The sequence below is a fragment of the Dysgonomonas termitidis genome (assembly GCF_054657735.1).
Window position 1 is genome coordinate 4,049,347 of the sequence record NZ_BAAHYD010000002.1, and the last position, 18,854, is coordinate 4,068,200.

At 40.5% G+C, this 18,854-nt stretch carries 9 protein-coding genes; 4 read left to right on the forward strand and 5 right to left on the reverse strand.

The window, feature by feature from the left end; genetic code table 11:
• The first annotated feature begins 19 nt into the window (after positions 1 to 19).
• The 3 genes from ACYQ3L_RS20830 to ACYQ3L_RS20840 all read left to right on the forward strand — a co-directional run bounded on the left by ACYQ3L_RS20830 (position 20) and on the right by ACYQ3L_RS20840 (position 8,968).
• Positions 20 to 3,337, forward strand: coding sequence for an MGH1-like glycoside hydrolase domain-containing protein (locus ACYQ3L_RS20830; RefSeq protein WP_379999698.1), 3,318 nt, complete (start codon positions 20 to 22; stop codon positions 3,335 to 3,337).
• A 124-nt stretch (positions 3,338 to 3,461) separates the two neighbouring features.
• Positions 3,462 to 6,143 (forward strand): glycoside hydrolase family 78 protein, encoded by a 2,682-nt coding sequence (locus tag ACYQ3L_RS20835; RefSeq protein ID WP_379999696.1) that lies wholly within the window; start codon positions 3,462 to 3,464, stop codon positions 6,141 to 6,143.
• 797 nt (positions 6,144 to 6,940) lie between these two features.
• The gene (locus ACYQ3L_RS20840) at positions 6,941 to 8,968 is read left to right on the forward strand and encodes an aceric acid hydrolase (RefSeq protein ID WP_379999694.1); all 2,028 of its coding nucleotides are present in this window, start codon (positions 6,941 to 6,943) and stop codon (positions 8,966 to 8,968) included.
• Positions 8,969 to 9,048: 80 nt separating this feature from the next.
• Here the strand turns inward: ACYQ3L_RS20840 and fucP are convergent, their stop codons facing one another.
• From fucP to ACYQ3L_RS20860, 4 genes are all read right to left on the reverse strand, one after another.
• The gene (fucP, locus tag ACYQ3L_RS20845; RefSeq protein WP_379999692.1) at positions 9,049 to 10,314 is read right to left on the reverse strand and encodes an L-fucose:H+ symporter permease; all 1,266 of its coding nucleotides are present in this window, start codon (positions 10,312 to 10,314) and stop codon (positions 9,049 to 9,051) included.
• A 43-nt stretch (positions 10,315 to 10,357) separates the two neighbouring features.
• The gene (locus ACYQ3L_RS20850; protein ID WP_379999690.1) at positions 10,358 to 11,281 is read right to left on the reverse strand and encodes an amidohydrolase family protein; all 924 of its coding nucleotides are present in this window, start codon (positions 11,279 to 11,281) and stop codon (positions 10,358 to 10,360) included.
• A 12-nt stretch (positions 11,282 to 11,293) separates the two neighbouring features.
• The gene (locus ACYQ3L_RS20855) at positions 11,294 to 12,310 is read right to left on the reverse strand and encodes a zinc-binding alcohol dehydrogenase family protein (RefSeq protein ID WP_379999688.1); all 1,017 of its coding nucleotides are present in this window, start codon (positions 12,308 to 12,310) and stop codon (positions 11,294 to 11,296) included.
• A gap of 68 nt (positions 12,311 to 12,378) precedes the next feature.
• Positions 12,379 to 13,311, reverse strand: coding sequence for an aldo/keto reductase (locus ACYQ3L_RS20860; RefSeq protein WP_379999686.1), 933 nt, complete (start codon positions 13,309 to 13,311; stop codon positions 12,379 to 12,381).
• A gap of 138 nt (positions 13,312 to 13,449) precedes the next feature.
• Between ACYQ3L_RS20860 and ACYQ3L_RS20865 the strand changes: the two genes are divergently transcribed.
• Positions 13,450 to 14,478 carry a LacI family DNA-binding transcriptional regulator gene (locus tag ACYQ3L_RS20865; protein WP_379999684.1) on the forward strand — a complete coding sequence of 343 codons (1,029 nt, stop codon included), beginning with the start codon at positions 13,450 to 13,452 and terminating at the stop codon, positions 14,476 to 14,478.
• Between the two features lie 99 nt (positions 14,479 to 14,577).
• On the opposite strand, the gene ACYQ3L_RS20870 is transcribed toward ACYQ3L_RS20865, so the two are convergent.
• Complete coding sequence (locus tag ACYQ3L_RS20870; RefSeq protein ID WP_379999682.1) at positions 14,578 to 18,648, reverse strand: hybrid sensor histidine kinase/response regulator transcription factor; 4,071 nt, start codon at positions 18,646 to 18,648, stop codon at positions 14,578 to 14,580.
• Positions 18,649 to 18,854 lie beyond the last annotated feature (206 nt).

An 18,854-nucleotide genomic window follows, 5' to 3' on the forward strand; every position in this document is an offset into this window, starting at 1 on the left:
TATAATATAATTTATTAAGATGATTAAAAGATTCAAAGTCGCATTAGCCTTAGTTGCAATAACCCTGGCCGCGTCAGCACAAGACGGTGTGCATTATACAGGGAAAACATTGTCTAATGTAGATTACCATCACGGACAACTAAGCCCCGCAGTAGGGACACATAACATACAAACATTCCGTGCCAACAGAGAATATCCCCAAAAAGCGGAAGGACTGGGCTGGACATACAACCATGCTCCTATGCTCGCCTATTGGAACGGTACATTTTATCTGGAGTATCTGAACGCTCCGGTAGGTGAGCATGTGCCCCCGACAAGAACAATGATACAAACATCGAAGGATGGTTATAACTGGACTACCCCTGTAACTCTTTTCCCTGAGTATAAAGTGCCTGATGGATATACTAAACCCGATTACCCGGGCGTAGCAAAAGACCTGTATGCGATCACACATCAGCGTGTAGGTTTTTTCACGGCAAAAAACGGACGTCTTTTGACCATCAGCTATTATGGTGTTGCGCTGGATATGAAGGATGACCCCAACGATGGAAATGGTATCGGGCGTGTTATCCGCGAAATAAAGAAAGACGGGTCATTCGGACCTATCCACTTTATCCGTTACAATCACGCATTCAATGAAAAGAATACAGATTTTCCATTTTATAAGAAGAGTAAAGATAAAGGATTTGTCGAGGCATGCGACGAACTTCTTTCCAATCCCCTGTACATGATACAATGGATAGAAGAGGCCGACAGGAACGACCCTATTATACCTAAAATACAGGCATATAAGGCATTCAGTTATTACAGGCTGGATGACGGGCGCATCGTCGGATTATGGAAACACGCGCTTACAACCATCAGTAATGATGGAGGGAAGACATGGCCCGAACCGGCACAACGTGCTCCGGGCTTTGTTAACAGTAATGCAAAAATCTGGGGGCAAAGAACTTCGGATCAGAAATTCGCGACAGTTTATAATCCGTCCGAATTCCGTTGGCCACTGGCTGTTTCTACAAGTATGGACGGATTGGAATATACCGATCTGTATCTTGTACACGGAGACATCACTCCTATGCGATACGGAGGAAATTATAAATCGAGAGGCCCTCAATACGTAAGGGGCATACAGGAGAACAACGGCACTCCTCCGGATGGTAATATGTGGGTTACCTACAGCATGAATAAAGAAGATATGTGGGTTGCCAAAGTACCTGTGCCTGTTACCAATATGGCGACAAGCCACGCCGACGAGGTATTCGACAACATGCCTGAAGGAAAAGAACTCGATGTATGGAACATATACAGTCCGCTATGGGCACCTGTAAAAATAGAAAAGCGTAATGATGGTAAACGCTGGCTTTCTCTTAAGGATCGGGATTTATTCGATTATGCAAAAGCAGAGAGAGTAGTCCCCGAATCACAGACATTAGATGCTTCTTTTGCTGTACTGCCAATGCAAAACGATAGAGGAAATCTTCAAATAGAATTTCAGAATGCGAAAGGAGAAGCCTGTACACGTATAATCTTCGACAATGACGGCCTGATGAAACTGAAAACAGGAGCCAGATACAATACATTGACTCCGTATGAAGCCAATCAGGTATATAATATACAGGTATCACTGAATACAACAACCCGCAGCCTGACGATGAAAATCAACGACAAGAATATTCCGGCCCGCTTATTCTTCAACCCTGTCAAATCAATAACAAGAGTTGTATTCCGCACCGGAGATCTGCCGTTAGACCCTACACCGAACACACCTGCCGACAGGTTTACCGATCTGCCGAACTCCGGTGAAGATGAGCCGGAAGCAGCGTATTACATCTCTTATCTGAAAACGTCGAACCCGACTAAAACGGCTGTAATATTAGACGCTGGTAACTTCAAATCCTATGTAGATTACTTCAATACGATGGAAGATGAAAATATCGTACAGGCTATTCCTAATTCTCAGTCGTGGGACTGGATGAAAGCTAATATTCCATTATTCGAATGTCCGCAAAAGAATTTTGAAGAGATGTATTATTACAGATGGTGGTCGTTCCGAAAACATATCAAAGAAACCCCTGTTGGGTACGGAATAACTGAATTTTTGGTAAACAGGTCTTACGCTGATAAGTACAACCTGATTGCATGCGCGATAGGTCATCATGTATATGAAAGCCGCTGGCTCCATGACCAGAAATATACCAACCAATATATCCATGTCTGGTTCAGAGGCAACGAAGGAAAGCCGATGAATAAACTCCGTAAGTTCAGTAGCTGGACAGCCAATGCTTTATACAACAAGTATCTGGTAGATGGCGACAAAAACTATTTGCTGGATATGTATCCCGACCTTGAGAATGAATATTCGCAGTGGGAAGGCGACCACAGGTTACCCAGCGGGCTATACTGGCAGGGTGATGTACAGGATGGCATGGAAGAAACAATCAGTGGCGGCCGCCGTAAACAATATGCCCGCCCTACCATCAACTCTTATATGTATGGCAATGCCATTGCATTGGCCGAAATAGCAAAAATGAAAGGAGATGAAGCTGCTGTAAAAAAATATGAAGAAAAAGCTGCTGAAATAAAGAATCTTATTCAAACTCAGTTGTGGAATACGGATAGTGTTTTCTTTGAAACATTAAGGGCCCCCGGAGAATTTGCCCAGGCACGTGAAGCAATCGGTTACATACCATGGTATTTCAATTTGCCGGACGAGAAAAATGGATATGCCCAGGCCTGGAAGCAAGTAACCGAACCGAAAGGATTCCTTGCTCCTTACGGGCTGACAACTGCCGAGCGCCGCCACCCTCTCTTCCGTACTCACGGATGTTGCAACTGCGAGTGGGATGGAGCCATCTGGCCTTTTGCCACTTCCCAAACCCTAACAGCTATGGCCAATGTTTTGAACAACTATAAGCAAGATGTGGTAAACGACAGCATCTACTTCCGCCATATGGAACTATATGTAGAAAGCCAGCATCACAGAGGCCGTCCATATATCGGCGAATATCAGGATGAAGTGACAGGTTACTGGTTGAAAGGGGACCAGGAGCGCAGCCGTTATTACAACCATTCTACATTTAATGACCTTATTATATCGGGACTTGTAGGGTTACGCCCGCGGGCAGACCAGATGCTGGAAGTCAATCCGCTCCTCCCTGATGGCAAATGGGATTGGTTTTGTCTGGACAATGTGCCTTATCATGGCAAGACCATCACGATTGTCTGGGACAAAACAGGAGAAAAATATAAGCGTGGAAAAGGATTTTATGTAATGGTAAACGGAAAGGTCGTTGCCAGAGCGGATAATCTTACGAAACTGACTTATAAAATGCAATAATAAGGATTTCAAGATTTCAGGTCTCAAGATTTCAAGATTTTTATGGCACACAAATAACTCCATGAAGGCTTGTACTTTTGAAATCTTGAGACCTGAAATTTTGAAATATTGAAATATCATATATATGAAAAGACTGACTGTAAACATAGTAGCCTTACTCATTTGTTTAAATATTTTTTCAATCGGCATTTCAAACCTCACCGTAGAGATGCAGCAGGCACCTTTGGCTATAGATACCGATAGCCCGCGGTTCGGGTGGCTGCTGACATCAGATGAAAAGGGTGACTGCCAGACTGCATATCAGATTACAGTAATGAACGGCAGTAATAAAGTATGGGATTCGGGAAGGGTGAAATCGAACCAGAGCCAACTGGTTCCCTATAAAGGCAAAAAACCGGAAAGCAATACCCGCTATATATGGAATGTAAAAGTGTGGGATAAGAACGGGAAGATGACAGAAAGTGAATCTTCATTTTTCGAAACAGCCCCTGCATTTTCTTCATCTGAAATACAATGGATAGGCGCTATCAGCCGAGCCAAAGCAAACTTACCGATCGGCCGCCGCGATCTTCACGGGCCTTCTTTCAAAAAGCCTGAATACAAGGAAGTGTATGACAAGATAGATACGTTGGCTTTACGAAGTATCAGTCTGCGGAAGACTTTCAATTCATATAAAAAAGTAGAAAGAGCCATCGTTCATGTATCAGGGCTTGGACATTACAATCTTTATCTGAATGGTAAACGTGTGAGCAAAGATATATTCACCCCTGTATGGAGCGATTATGACAGAACGGTTTATTATAATACCTATCAGGTAGATTCACTTTTGCTTTCCGGTGAAAATGCTATCGGCGTCACACTAGGCAATGGTTTTTATAATGCGGTAGGCAACCGCTACCGTAAATTGTGGATATCGTTCGGTCCTCCTACCCTGTTCCTGAAAATGCATGTATATTACAGTGACGGTTCGGAAGATATAATTTTATCTGACGAAACATGGAAATATTCGTTAAGCCCCATCACTTTCAACGATATATATGGCGGTGAGGACTATGATGCCCGGGTGGAACAAAAAGGGTGGAACAAACCGGGATTCGATGACAGGACATGGAAACCGGTGGTTTTGCAGGAAGCTCCTAAAGGCACATTAAGAGCGCAACAAGTCACCAATGTCCGCAGTATGAAAGAATATAGTGCGGTAAAAATGACCAGAATAGATTCAAGCTATGTACTGGATATGGGGCAAAATCTTTCGGGTTATCCGTCGATCAAAGTAAAAGGAAAGGCCGGACAAACGGTAAAATTAACAGTCGGCGAACTATTGAATGAAGAAACAGGCCTTGTTTCCCAAAAGCAATCGGGTGGTCCCTATACCTATTACTACACGCTGAAAGGAGATGGTGAAGAAAGCTGGCATCCTGAGTTCTCCTACTATGGATACCAATATATACAGGTAGACGGGGCAAATATACTGTCTTACAGTAACGATAAACCGACCGTCACCGACATAAAGTCCCATTTTATTTACAATTCGGTCGAAGAAAACGGCTATTTCCAATCATCGAATGAGATATTCAACAAGGCTCATGTTCTGATAAAAAACGCGGTAAAGAGTAATATGCAGGCTGTGTTCACTGACTGTCCGCATCGTGAAAAACTAGGCTGGCTGGAAGAAACCCATCTAAACGGCCCCGGACTGCTTTACAACTGGAACCTCACCCAAATGTTCAACAAGGTGATGCAGGATATGGAAGACGGGCAGCAACCGAACGGGCTGATACCAAATATTGTACCCGAGTATGTAGTATTCGGCGACGGCCTGGAAGTATTCCGCGATTCTCCAGAATGGGGAGGCGCTTCTGTTATCATGCCGTGGATGTATTATCGATTTTACGGGGACAAAAGCATACTTAGCAAGTATTATAATGTGATGAAACGTTACGTGGATTATCTGACGTCCATGTCGGCAAATCAGATTGTTTCCCACGGACTTGGCGACTGGTACGATTATGGCGAGCACCGCGCAGGATTCTCTAAAAACAGCCCTGTAGAGGTTTCCGCGACAGCACATTATTTCTATGTCACTCATTTGTTTACTGAAATAGCAAAGCTAACAGGAAACAGCTCTGATGAAAAGAGATACGGTTCCCTGGCAAATGAGATAAGAAATGCTTTCAATAACAGATTCTTCAACAAGGATACTAAACAATATGGTTCGGGCAGCCAGTTTTGTAATGCCGTAGCCATATTTATGGATCTGGTAGAGCCGGCACATAAGCAGGCTGTAATGGACAATCTGAAAAAAGATATTGCTCAAAGAGGAAACCGCCTGACTACGGGTGATGTAGGTAATCGTTACCTGTTTCAGGCTTTGGCTCTGAATGGTGAAAACGAACTGATGTACCTTATGAACAATCATTATGATGCTCCCGGATATGGCTTCCAGATAAAATACGGAGTGACCACACTGACCGAACAATGGGACCCACGCAAAGGCGCGTCATGGAACCACTTTATGATGGGACAGATAGATGAATGGTTTTTCCGCAGTCTGGCAGGGATAGAACCGGCAGCACCGGGCTTTCAGGAATTTACCGTACAACCTCAGCCTGTCGGCGATCTGACATGGGTAAAAGCAGGGCATAAAACCCTTTATGGCGATATTAAAGTGGAATGGCAACGGAAGGACAGTAAGTTTTACCTGACTGTGCTCGTTCCTGTAAATACCAGGGCTACCGTAGTTTTACCCGACGGAAAGACACAATCGGTAGGTTCGGGCGAATATAAATTTGATTGCAGCATATAAGTTATGTTAATCAGAAATTGAAAACTTTATCTATGTTATTAGCTGATAGTTCTTTGAAAGAATGAACGAGCCCTTTCAATCCCCAAAAGGCAGGGCTGTTAAGTTCTACGTTTTATTCTGTTATTCTCTGCTATCATCCTGAGTGAAACGAAGGATCTTTTTCGATTTAGGAGATGTTTCACTTCGTTCAACATGACACAGAGGGTATAAGAATGCAGAACTTAACAGCCTTGCCCGAAGGGGGACTTACAGAGAGGGAAAAAAGTAACAGATAAAAAATAGTAGGAAATGTGTCAAGTTTGTCAAGTTTTATACATAAGCTATTGGCTAACAGCTATTAGCTAATAGCTAAAAAGGTGTTACCTTTTAACAGTTACGAGTTACTTCGCCCTACGGGTAGTTACAAGTTACGAGTAGACAAGATACGAGATACGAGTTGTTAACTGATGACTGCTAACTGCTAACTGTTCACTGATATATCTGTTACCTTTGTTACCTTTTAACAATATATAGTTAATAAATATAAAAAACATAAGACAAAAACAGTAAAAAAAGTGTCAGATATGTCAGGTTTTAACTAAACGTAGTTAATAAACGTGAACAAGGCGATAAGTGATGAGTTAGACTTTGCATCTTTGCGAGAGAAACTTTTTAAGGAAGAGATGCTTCGTTCCGCTCAACATGACAGAATATGAAGGTTCTCAAAAAGCTAACGGCTAAAAGCTATCAGCTAATAGCTAAAAAACTGTTACTTCTGTTACTTTTTAAAGTCAATATATGTAAAAATACAATACAGAATGAAATTTAAAAGTTTATCCTTATTTTTTCTATCCCTTTTTTTCGCAGCAACAACATCAGGTCAGACAAAAGGACTTACTAACACGACCAAAAGCCCCTATGCAAAGATGCATAGCGTAGATCTGAGCGATGTAGTTTGGACAAAAGGCTTCTGGGCCGAACGGTTCGATGTATGTAAAGACACCATGCTTTACAATATGTGGCGTATATTCGACAACCCCGAACTCAGTCATGCTTACCGCAATTTTGAAGTTGCCGCCGGCCTGAAAGAAGGTGAACACAAAGACCCTCCTTTTTTCGATGGCGATATGTATAAATGGCTTGAGGGCGCCGCCGCCGTTTACGCCATTACCAAAGACCCGAAGCTGGATGAGTTGATGGATCGTTTTATCGAAACAATCCGGCTCTCACAGCGTGAAGACGGATACATCCATACTGCCACGATCGTCGCTCACAAAAATAATCCCGGAGTAAAAAAAGGATTTGAGGAAAGGCTTCATTTCGAAACATATAATATGGGACATCTGATGACAGCCGGTTGTGTACATTACAGGGCTACAGGCAAAAGATCGCTATTGGATTTGGCTGTAAAGACTACAGAATTCCTTTATAGTTTCTATAAAACAGCAACTAACGAACTGGCAAGAAGCGCCATCTGCCCGTCTCATTACATGGGAGTAGTAGAGATGTACCGGACAACCGGAAACCCGAAGTATCTGGAATTATCAAAAAGCCTTATAGACATTCGGGGGATGGTAGAAAACGGAACAGATGATAATCAGGACAGGATTCCCTTCCGCGAGCAAAGAGTAGCTATGGGACATGCCGTCCGCGCCAACTACCTGTATGCAGGTGTAGCCGATGTATATCTTGAAACCGGAGATAAAACGCTTTTGGATTGCCTGCACCCGATCTGGGACGATGTTACTTACCGGAAGATGTATATAACAGGCGGCTGCGGTGCTTTATATGATGGTACCTCTCCCGACGGAACAGCTTACGAGCCGGACAGCATACAGAAAGTACATCAATCGTATGGACGGGCGTATCAGTTGCCGCAAGAGACAGCGCACAATGAGACCTGTGCCAATATAGGCAATATGCTGTGGAATTTCAGGATGCTCCAACTTTCTGCCGATTCCAAGTATGCCGATATTATGGAGCAGACATACTACAATAGTATCCTGTCAGGCATCAGCCTTGATGGTAAGAAGTATTTCTATACAAACGCATTAAGCCGCACTCATGAATTTCCTTACCAAATGCGCTGGGGTAATTTCAGACAGGAATATATCAGCTGTTTCTGCTGCCCGCCTAACACTGTGCGCACCATAGCGGAAGCTAACAGCTATGCATACACGACTTCCGGTAAAGGTGTTTATTGTAATCTTTATGGTAGCAATATTTTAAGAACCAAGGGAGCCGATGGTTCTGACATTCATATTACGCAAACGACGGATTACCCGTGGGATGGAAATATTAGCATGAAAATAGAAAAGGCTCCGGAAAAACCTTACTCCATATTCCTGCGTATCCCTGAATGGTGCGAGAATGCTTCCATAAAGGTAAATGGTAAAGCTACGGATATACTAGTGATTCCGGGAAGCTATGCAGAGGTAAACGGCACATGGAAGAATGGTGACATTATAGAACTGGATATGCCATTCGAAGCCAGATTGGTAGAATCGAATCCGATGGTTGAGGAGAACCGCAACCAAATAGCTGTAATGTATGGCCCGCTGGTTTACTGTATGGAAGGGAACGACCTGCCGGAAGGGGTATCAATACATGACATCCTCATTCCTACGAATATAAGATTAACGCCAAAAGTTATCAGTATAGATAACAGTAAGGTAGTAACGCTGACAGGAAAAGCCCGTATGCTCACTGACAACAAATGGGATGGCAAATTGTATCGTAAGGTTAATAATTCGGCCAAAGATGTTGATATAAGCCTTATTCCGTATTATGCGTGGAACAACCGGGGAAATTACGATATGTCGGTGTGGTTAAGAGCTGTTAGGTAGTTACAATCCCTAAGGCAGTTACGAGTTACAAGTAGATTGACGCACTGAGAGCGTAAAACGACTTGTAACTCGTAACCAAATCAATCCACGACCTTATATCCTTTCCATCCGTAATATGCACAGAAAACAAAGCAGATAAGCGGAATGATATAAGCTATCTGATAGATCTGTTCATTATGGTGCATGATATAAGCCGTAAGTTGTGGCAGGCAGGCATTTCCTACTATGGCCATTACAAGGAAGGCCGAGCCGCTCTTCGTATTCTTCCCCAGGCCTTCGAGAGCCAGCGAAAACTGGGTAGGATACATAATCGACATGAAGAACGAAACGCCAAGCATAGCGTATAGGCCGGCCATTCCGCCAAATATCATAATCACCGCGCATAAGGCAATATTGGTCAGCGCATATACCACAAGCATATTCTGCGGTTTGAACTTTACCATCAGCATGGTCCCTACCCAGCGCCCAAGCAGGAAAGCCAGCATATAAAGCCCGAAGAATGTTGTTGCTGTACCTTCGGCCATTCCTGCATAAGTACAGCAATAGACCAGGAACAGACTATTGATAGCCGTCTGTCCTCCATTATAAAAGAATTGGGCAATTACTCCCCAACGGAGATGAGATCGTTTCAGCACTTTAAAGTCGATAAGCTTATCATCATTCTTTTGTCCTTCTTCATGATCTCCTTCTTTGATTTTAGGAAGATGGGAAAAGACAAATACAACAGCTATCACGATCAGTACACCGGCCAGAATGAGATAGGGAAGCTTCATCGCATCCGTCTCGAACTGAATATAACCTTCCCACCCGCCGGTATAATCGGCAGGAATAGTCTCACGGCTGTATTCTTGTCCGCTAAGTACAAGTTTACTCAGGAACATAGCCGCAATAAAAGCACCTAATCCGTTGAAGGACTGGGCAAGGTTCAGCCTCCTGGGCGCCGTCTTCGGGTCCCCCAAAACCGTAACATAAGGATTAGCCGCCGTCTCAAGGAAACACATTCCCGTAGCGATAATAAAGAATATACCTAAGTATGCCCAATACTCCCTGATGATCGAAGCAGGGAAGAACAGAAGCCCACCCATTGCGGCCAGACACAAGCCGAATATAATGCCGGCCTTGTAGCTGTATTTCTTCATAAACATTGCTATAGGGATTGGGAATATGAAATAAGCCAGCCAATAGGCTGTCTCTGTAAATGATGCTTCAAAAGTATTGAGTTCGCAGGTCTTCATCAACTGACGTATCATTGTCGGCAAAAGATTACTGCTGATAGCCCAGATAAAGAAAAGGCTGAAGATAAGCGCAAGTGCTATTGTATAGGTATTCTTCTTATTGTTGTTCATGGCTGTTATATGACGTTTTCCTGGTTTGTTCCGGATAATATATCTATTCGGACATGTTTTTGATATAAGGAAGGTCTATCAGGCTTTTAAAGCGATAGAATCTCTCTGCGTTTTCTCCTAAAAACATGGCCTTTTCTTCATCGGCCAGACTCTTTGACTTTAATACAAAGTCATAGGACATACGGTAGGTAATAGCCGTTATAGTGCGTGGATAATCCGAGCCCCACATCAGTTTGTCCATTCCTACCAGCCCGGCTGCTTCCTGTATGGCTTTTATGGCACCGGTAAAGGGATAAAACTCATCATTAAACAACCAGGTGATCCCTCCCGATTCTATCATTACGTTCTTATTCCGCGCCAGCTTTATCTGTTCCTGCCACCCTTCACGGGTCACCATCCCAAAATGGCCAATTGCTATTCTCAGATCAGGACATGCTGCTATTACTTCCTTCATTTCCCCGACCTGTTCCGCTCCGTCTGCCAGATCAATAGACAGGAGGATATCGTTCTTTTCCATTAGCCTGAATATCTCCATCATCGGGTCTGATGTTAAATAAAGCCTGCCTTCGGGTAAGAAAAAGCGGTGAGCCGGAACTTTGAGGGCTTTAAAACCGTGTCCTATCAGTTTTTTCGCATGCTTTATATAATTAGGCCGCCTTACATCAAACATCCCGCAACACATAAATCTATCGGGATATTTCTCTCCTACCTCCGACAGATAAGCGTTTTGCAGGCCATCTATATATTCCTGAGTAATAACGGCGGCAGAGACCTGTGCGTAATTCATATTCGCAAGAAATATTTCTGCCGTGTTCCTTCCATCTACCATAAACGGGGGAATCATCTGACGAATCTCTCCCATAAAAATAGACTGTCCACCTTCCAATGCCTTTATCTTCTGCCCATTTACTTCCGTATCCTGACTTAACCAAAGGTGCGCATGAGCATCTATTATCTTGAAATCCATAGATCTTCTTTTTTAAAATTCAATGAGTATTCTGAATACCTTACCCGGATTTTCAGCCCATCCAGCCAGTGCTTTCTGTGCCTCTTCCGGTCTATATATTGCTGTTATAAGCTCATCTTTCGGACATGTGCCGCGTTTCATATATTCAATCACTGCCCGAAAATCTTCAGGCATAGCATTCCTTGAACCTCTGATATCCAGTTCCTTTTGCACAAAATATTTTGTTTCAAAAGCTATTTCAGTTTTAGCGTATCCTATACAGACAACCCGCCCTGTGAAAGCGACCTCATTTATGGCAGTCTGATAAGTCACCGGAGCGCCAACAGCCTCTATAACAACATCTGGGCCCGAGCCGTTGGTAATCTCATATAAACGGGAATGGACATCTTCAGTCTTTGAATTTATTGTATTAACTGCCCCTAAGCGTTTAGCCAAGGCCAGTTTCTCGTCATCCATATCCATCGCGATAACTCTTGCTCCCCTCAAAACGGCACGGACAATCGCTCCTACCCCAATCATACCGCACCCTATAACCAATACATTATCTATGTCTGTTATTGCTGCACGGGCAACAGCATGAAAGCCGACACTCATAGGCTCAACCAAAGCGAAATCACGGGGATTCATATCTTTATCTACTATCACCTTCTGCCAGGGTACAGCTATATATTCACACATGGCCCCGTCGCGCTGTACACCAAAAGTCTCATTATGCTGGCAGGCATTAGGACAGCCATTTCGGCAAGAAGGACAATATCCACAATTGGTATAAGGATTTACCGTACAAGACATACCTTTTTTAATAGATTCAGGCACATTAACCGATATATCTTCCACAACAGCGCCTATCTCATGACCGGGAATCACAGGTAACCTCACCATTGGATTCTTCCCCAGATAAGTATTGAGGTCAGAACCACAAAAGCCTACATATTTGATTTTGACAAGGACTTCCCCTTGTTTTAATTCAGGTTTGTCTTTTTCCAATACAGCAACCTTTTGACTTTCTATTATAGTAACTGCTTTCATTTTTACCTTTTGGCTATTAGATTTTATTACGATTATTTCAGATTTTATATTTTTCAACCAGGTAAACATCAACTGTTCAGCCAAGTATCCCGGAAACGGGACTTTAGTATGGAGCGTACTTCTTTCAGTAACTCTTCATTCAATGACAGTTCAGCCCACCTGATATTTTGAAGTATTGCTTCGGAACGGGATGTACTGAACAAGGTAGTTGCAATCCGGGGATTGGAAACCGAATAACTAATGGCTAACTGCTCTATAGAGGTATCTTTCCCCTTACAATATTCCATAGCCTTATTGCATAAATCTTTCAAGGGATTTGGTGCAGGGTGCCATTCCGGGGCGCCTCTTTCGGTGAGCAGCCCCATAGAAAAAGGGGACGCGTTGATTACACCGATTCCTTTTTCTTCAAAGAAGTCGAGATAATCAAGCAGTTCATCATCATTGAGACAATAATGACAGAATGACAATACACTATCTACTGTTCCAAGAGGCACATTGTCAATTACATATTTCAGATGCTTAAGGGTAAGATTGGTTAATCCTACATTCTTTACAATGCCTTCCTCTCTCATTTCTACCAATGCAGGAAGAGTTTCTGCACAGATCATTTCCAGATCGGAGAATTCGATATCATGAATATTAATAAGATCCACATAATCGACATGGAGGCGTTCCATACTTTCGTATACACTTAATCTTGCTTTCTTAGCCGAATAGTCCCAATAGTTTAGCCCGTCTTTTCCATATCTTCCTACTTTTGTAGAAAGATAATATTCGCTTCTGTCTATATTTTTTAAGGCTTTTCCCAGTATAATCTCAGCTTTTAAATGGCCATAATAAGGAGACGCATCAATAAAATTAATACCGTTTTCTATTGCTGTATATACGGCTTCAATCCCCTCTTTTTCCTTTACAGGATGAAAGACTCCCCCCAATGAGGAAGCGCCAAAACTCAAATTGGACACTTTCATTCCTGTTTTACCAATTTCTCTATATTCCACGATACGGATTTATTTAAGGTTTATGTACCCAAAAATATAGCTTTGTAAATTTCATTTAATCAATTTATAGTGAAAACAGAACGCAAACCTTTGCGTAACTCGAAGCTATTTTGTATTTTCAGGAATTAATTGTTTCGCATGGATAAAAAACGCCCTATATCATTAAGAGATCTGGCTTCAGAACTAGGAGTTTCTATTTCCACGGTTTCGAGAGCACTTAAAAATAGCCCTGAAATCAGCATGGAAATGAAAGAGAAAATAAAAAAACTCGCAAAGAAAAGGAACTACCGGCCTAATCCCTTTGCTATGAGCTTACTAAAGAATGCACCGCGCATAATCGGTATAATAGTTCCCGATATAGTAACCCATTACTATTCATCCATCATTAGCGGCATAAATGATGTTGCCAGAAAAAATGAGTATTCAATAATCATTACTTCTTCCTACGAAAATTATAAACTCGAAATGCAATGTCTCGAAGATCTCATTAATATAAGGGTAGAAGGTATTATAGTATGTCTCTCTCAGGAAACTACAGACTACTCTCATTTCGAGGCCCTATATGACCAGAATATACCCCTTGTGTTTTTTGACCGGGTTTGCCTGATCAGAAAGTTTTCTTCAGTTATAACAGATAACGAAGATTCGGCATTTCATGCCGTCAGCCACCTTATCGAAACGGGTTCGAAACGCATAGGTTTTATTGGAGGAGCCAATCATCTGGAAATTGTAAAGCAACGGAAGCATGGTTATCTGCAAGCCCTTAGGAATTACAGAATACCAATAGAAAAGGAACTTGTCTATTGTAAAAAAATCGGCTACGAATCGGGATATGATGGGGCACATGCTTTATTATCATTGCCTGAGCCTCCTGATGCAATACTAGGAATGACAGACAGCCTGGCTTTTGGAGCCATGAAAGCCATCAGGGAACATAATTTACGCATTCCTGAAGATATCTCTCTGATTGGTTATACAGACGAGGTCCATTCTAATTATGTAGAACCTCCACTCACAGCTGTTACGCATCAAACCTACAAAATGGGCGAAACCGCTTGCAAATTACTACTGAAACACATAAAAGGGAATAATAAAGTTGAACAGATCACAATTCCCTGTATTCTATCCGTCCGGGCTTCATCTATAAAGCATCAGAAAAAGGAGTAAAGCATTGTATTTCAATCTGCCTATAAGGCTCATTCTATAACGACATTGTTCTATAGCACTTTGCTTCCTTATTCCATATTCGTTATTTTACCGGTAACATTATTCAAATCTTTTTTTACCGGATTTATATTTGCTTATATTCTTATCCCTATACTCTTTTGGTGTACAACCATATTTTTGAGAAAATAGCCTAAAGAAAGTCGCCCTGTTTGTAAATCCGGATTTATAGACGATCTCATCTATTGTCATTTGACTATTTAGAAGATACTTGTGGGCTATATGCATTCGGGATTCTTTTATCATTTCGGAAGGACTGTCACAATCTATTTCGCCTAATTTTCGATACATATGCCGAGGACTTATGTTCAACTCGGCAGCTATGAATTGGCTCGATAACTTTGGGTTATGAATATTTTGATTTATAACACTTAATATATTCTGTATAAATTCGATATTCCCTTTATGCGTTAGTTTCCCTTTATTTAACACAAATGCGCTCATTGGCGAGTCCAGATAATCTTTTAGGGCTTCGTCCTGCGAAAGTAAAGATTTTACAGATGTTTTCAGATAATTTGGATCAAATGGCTTGGCTATATACATCTGAGCCCCTGTAGATAATCCTCTTATCTGCTCTTCGGTAGAATGTTTGGCTGAAATAAGTATCATCGGGATGTGTGCCGTCCTCTTATTGGCTTTTATTTTTTCAGTTAAGGAAATACCATCTATCTGAGGCATCATTATGTCGCTGATAATAATATCAGGAGATACTTCAAGCAATAAGCCCTCGACTATTGTAGAATTATTGACAGGAATAACATTGTATTCATTTTTAAAAATTTCGCATATCAACCATAATATTTCAGAATCGTCATCAATTACAAGGATTGTCATTTTAGTTTGATCTAATTGATTTTGATCAGGGTGTATTATAGCGTCATATTCTATGACAGGCTTCATTTCATGTAAAATATTTCCAATCTTACTTGTTTCCGCATGCTGGGTTATCTCTTTTTGAGGAATCCGTACAGTAAAACGGGTATTTTCATTTACAGTGCTTTCAACATCAATAGTACCATCAAGTAATTTTACCATATTATAGGAGATAGCCAATCCTAATCCATTTCTGGAACTGCCTTTTATTTTGTCCTGGTTCTCAAAATTATCCAATATCATGTACCGGTCAAAAACACGGCTTAAATCCTGGTCTTTGATTCCTTTTCCGGTATTGGTGATAACAATACATAGTTCTTCATTTTCTTCAAATATATCTAAAGATATAGTCCCGTTTTGATTAGTATATTTGAATGCATTGGAAATCAGATTTGTAACAATTGTATATAAAAAGTTCTTATCCGAGTTCCAATAAAGGCTGCGAGGTATATTACGTTTGAAAATAATCTTTTTGGATTCGGAGAAGTTACAAAAAGACTCGCTCAGGTCTTTTATGAGAGTAGATACATCTATATTTTCGATGACGGGAGAACTATTATCTGTTTCTATCCGACGGAATTCTATCAGATTCTGAATGAGGTCGTTCATCCGTTCTGCATTTCGCTGAATCAGTAATATATTTTTCTTAATATAATTATCCGTTCCCAGATAAGTTAAAATATTATTACATGGCCCATAAATAAGGGTCAGTGGCGTACAAAACTCATGCGCTATATTTGTAAAAAAGCGTAGTTTAGATTCATAAACTTCTTCCTGGTGTTGTTGCTGAAGCTTTCTTATAGCATTTTTCTTCTTTCTCTCGTTACGTACATATATTTCTTTTATTATGTATATAATACAGATCAAGATTAGGACAGTATATGCCAGATAGGCCCACCAGGACATATACCAGGGAGGAGAAATTTTGATAATCAGGGAATATTCGGGACTTTCTATTCCCGTAAGTTTATTTTTATATTTCACATGTAATATATACTCACCGGGAGGTATACTCGTAAAAGAAGCATAATTAGATGCTCCGTTATCTATCCACTGTTTACTCAACCCTTCTAGTTGGTAGTAATAATTATAGTCATATCCGTTGATATAATCTAATGCAGTAAATGACAAGGAAAAGAAATTCTGATTATGAGAGAGCCTTAATACATTTGAACCCTCTTCGTCCATAATATAGTCGTACAGATTCCCTTTACTACCATATATCATTAAGTCCCCAAAATAAATAGGAGGTAGAAAATCCTGCTGTTGAATATTTGTTTCGGATACAACCACAAAGCCATTGATTCCCCCAAAATACAGATTATTGGTCTTACTGTCTTTGAATGCTGCGCCATCACTAAATTCTACGATCTGTATTCCATTATGTTTATTATACAAGTGGAAGGTCTCTTTGTTGATATTAAAACGTACAATACCTTGATTCGTACTTAACCACAGGTTGTCCCGGGCGTCAGTTAATATTGTATGAATGGTATTATTAGGCAGTCCATCTTTCTGATTAAAAAGCTTACGTTCTCCACTGGCTGTTTCTCTCAGTAAACCATAACTGGTTCCAAACCAAAGATTATTGTTTAGGTCGGAATTGATAGCATAGATATCATTTATAGTTTGATTTTCGCACAAATCATAAAAATTCTCATTGTTCAATTGAAGATTTTCGGGTTCGAAGTAAAAAGCTCCGTATCCCCTATTCCCAAACCATAATGTAGAATTTACAGAATCATTATAAATTGTAAAAAAATAATTACAGAAACTAGTACCGTCATTTATCATTATTCTGTTTGCCGATTCAACATAAGGGGTATTCCCTGCCCATTTTAGTCGTGCTTTGACAATACCGGTACCGACCGTAGCAATCCACAAGGTAGAATCATTCAGTTCGCATATTCCGTGTATGAATTTCACATCCTCTCCGTCGGCGATAAAATCCAGTCTCTTTATTTCATCACGGTCATATGAGTAATAATTTAGCCCGAGTTCAGTTCCTATCCACAGAATATTATGTCTACTTTTTTCAAAAGCATAAATTGAATTATCTGTCAGCCGGCTATTTGAAGTTGTGATATATTCCGTTTTGTGAGAGGAGAAATCTTTATCAACTTCAAACTTGTTTATTTTGGCTATTCCATCGCCTTTGGTTCCAATCCACAGATCCCTGTTATAATCCATAAAAAGTGCACGTACAGGCTTATCTATTCTGGGAATAAAATTCGAAAGAGGATAGGAACGCATTATATATATATTATTTGACAGCATATATACACCATGCCCGTCTGTTCCAATCCATATAACATCCTGATACCTGCCTTTTACCAAGCAAAAGATCCCGGACTTTATCCCGATATCTTCTATTTTATATTTATTTACACTATCGCTGATGTTTTCTAATTTCAAGACACCGTTTGTTTTAAACCCAATGAAAAAATCATCGTGCAACTTTATGATGGAAGAAATAATACCCCTGCTTTTTATTTCTTTTTCCAGCTTCGATATATAATATTTTTTCTTAGAGACAAAGTTATATTCATACAAAGTATATGTTTCATCTACGAAATAAATAATATCCGGGGTTTCCTTTTCATGGAAGCAATAGATTAACCCGGGGGCATGTTCAAATGGGTCCTGTTTTATCAACAAAACCTCCCCGGTGTTTTTTCTATTGATTGTCAGACTTATATTCTTACCATCCCGCATAAAAATATGCATGATGTCTTCTGAAGTAATAGTGAATCCGATAATTTGATTGTATACTAACCCTGATACCGTAATTTTCTTAAATGAGTCAGAATCCTGATGATAATAATAAATGCAACTATTCTCATTGATAATATATACAATATTATGCTTATCCTTTTCGATAAAATAAAGACCTTTGAATTGGTTGTATGCCGATAGCTGCCAATTTCTTTTATTGAGTTTGTTCAGTCCATAATTTGTATGTATCCATAAAATATTATCTTCTGTTTCGAGAATACTTTCAATCAGATTACCCGACAAATTAATTTTATCTCCAGTAGGTTTATATACCTGCACATTTTTTCCATTGTATAAGTTTAAACCATCGCAAGTTCCGAGCCACATATAGCCGTCTTTATCTTGTTGCATAGAAAGTATTGCACTATTCGACAAACCATCCCTGTTTGTTATTTGTTGTATATTATTAGCTGATAATCCCGATATACATACCCAAAGGCTAATAATAAAACAAATATTTCTCATGCTTATTTCTCTTGTCTCAGACATTATCAAATATGTATTTATTTGTGACAAATATAAGCAAATAGACTCCGAACAACAATATACACAGTATGAAATAAAAAAGTTAAAAAGTATAATTATGCGACAATATTGTAATGAAATAAGACTTCGCAATGGATTCAATGATTAGAATTATATGAGAGATACTTAAGGTCTGTATATTTGCC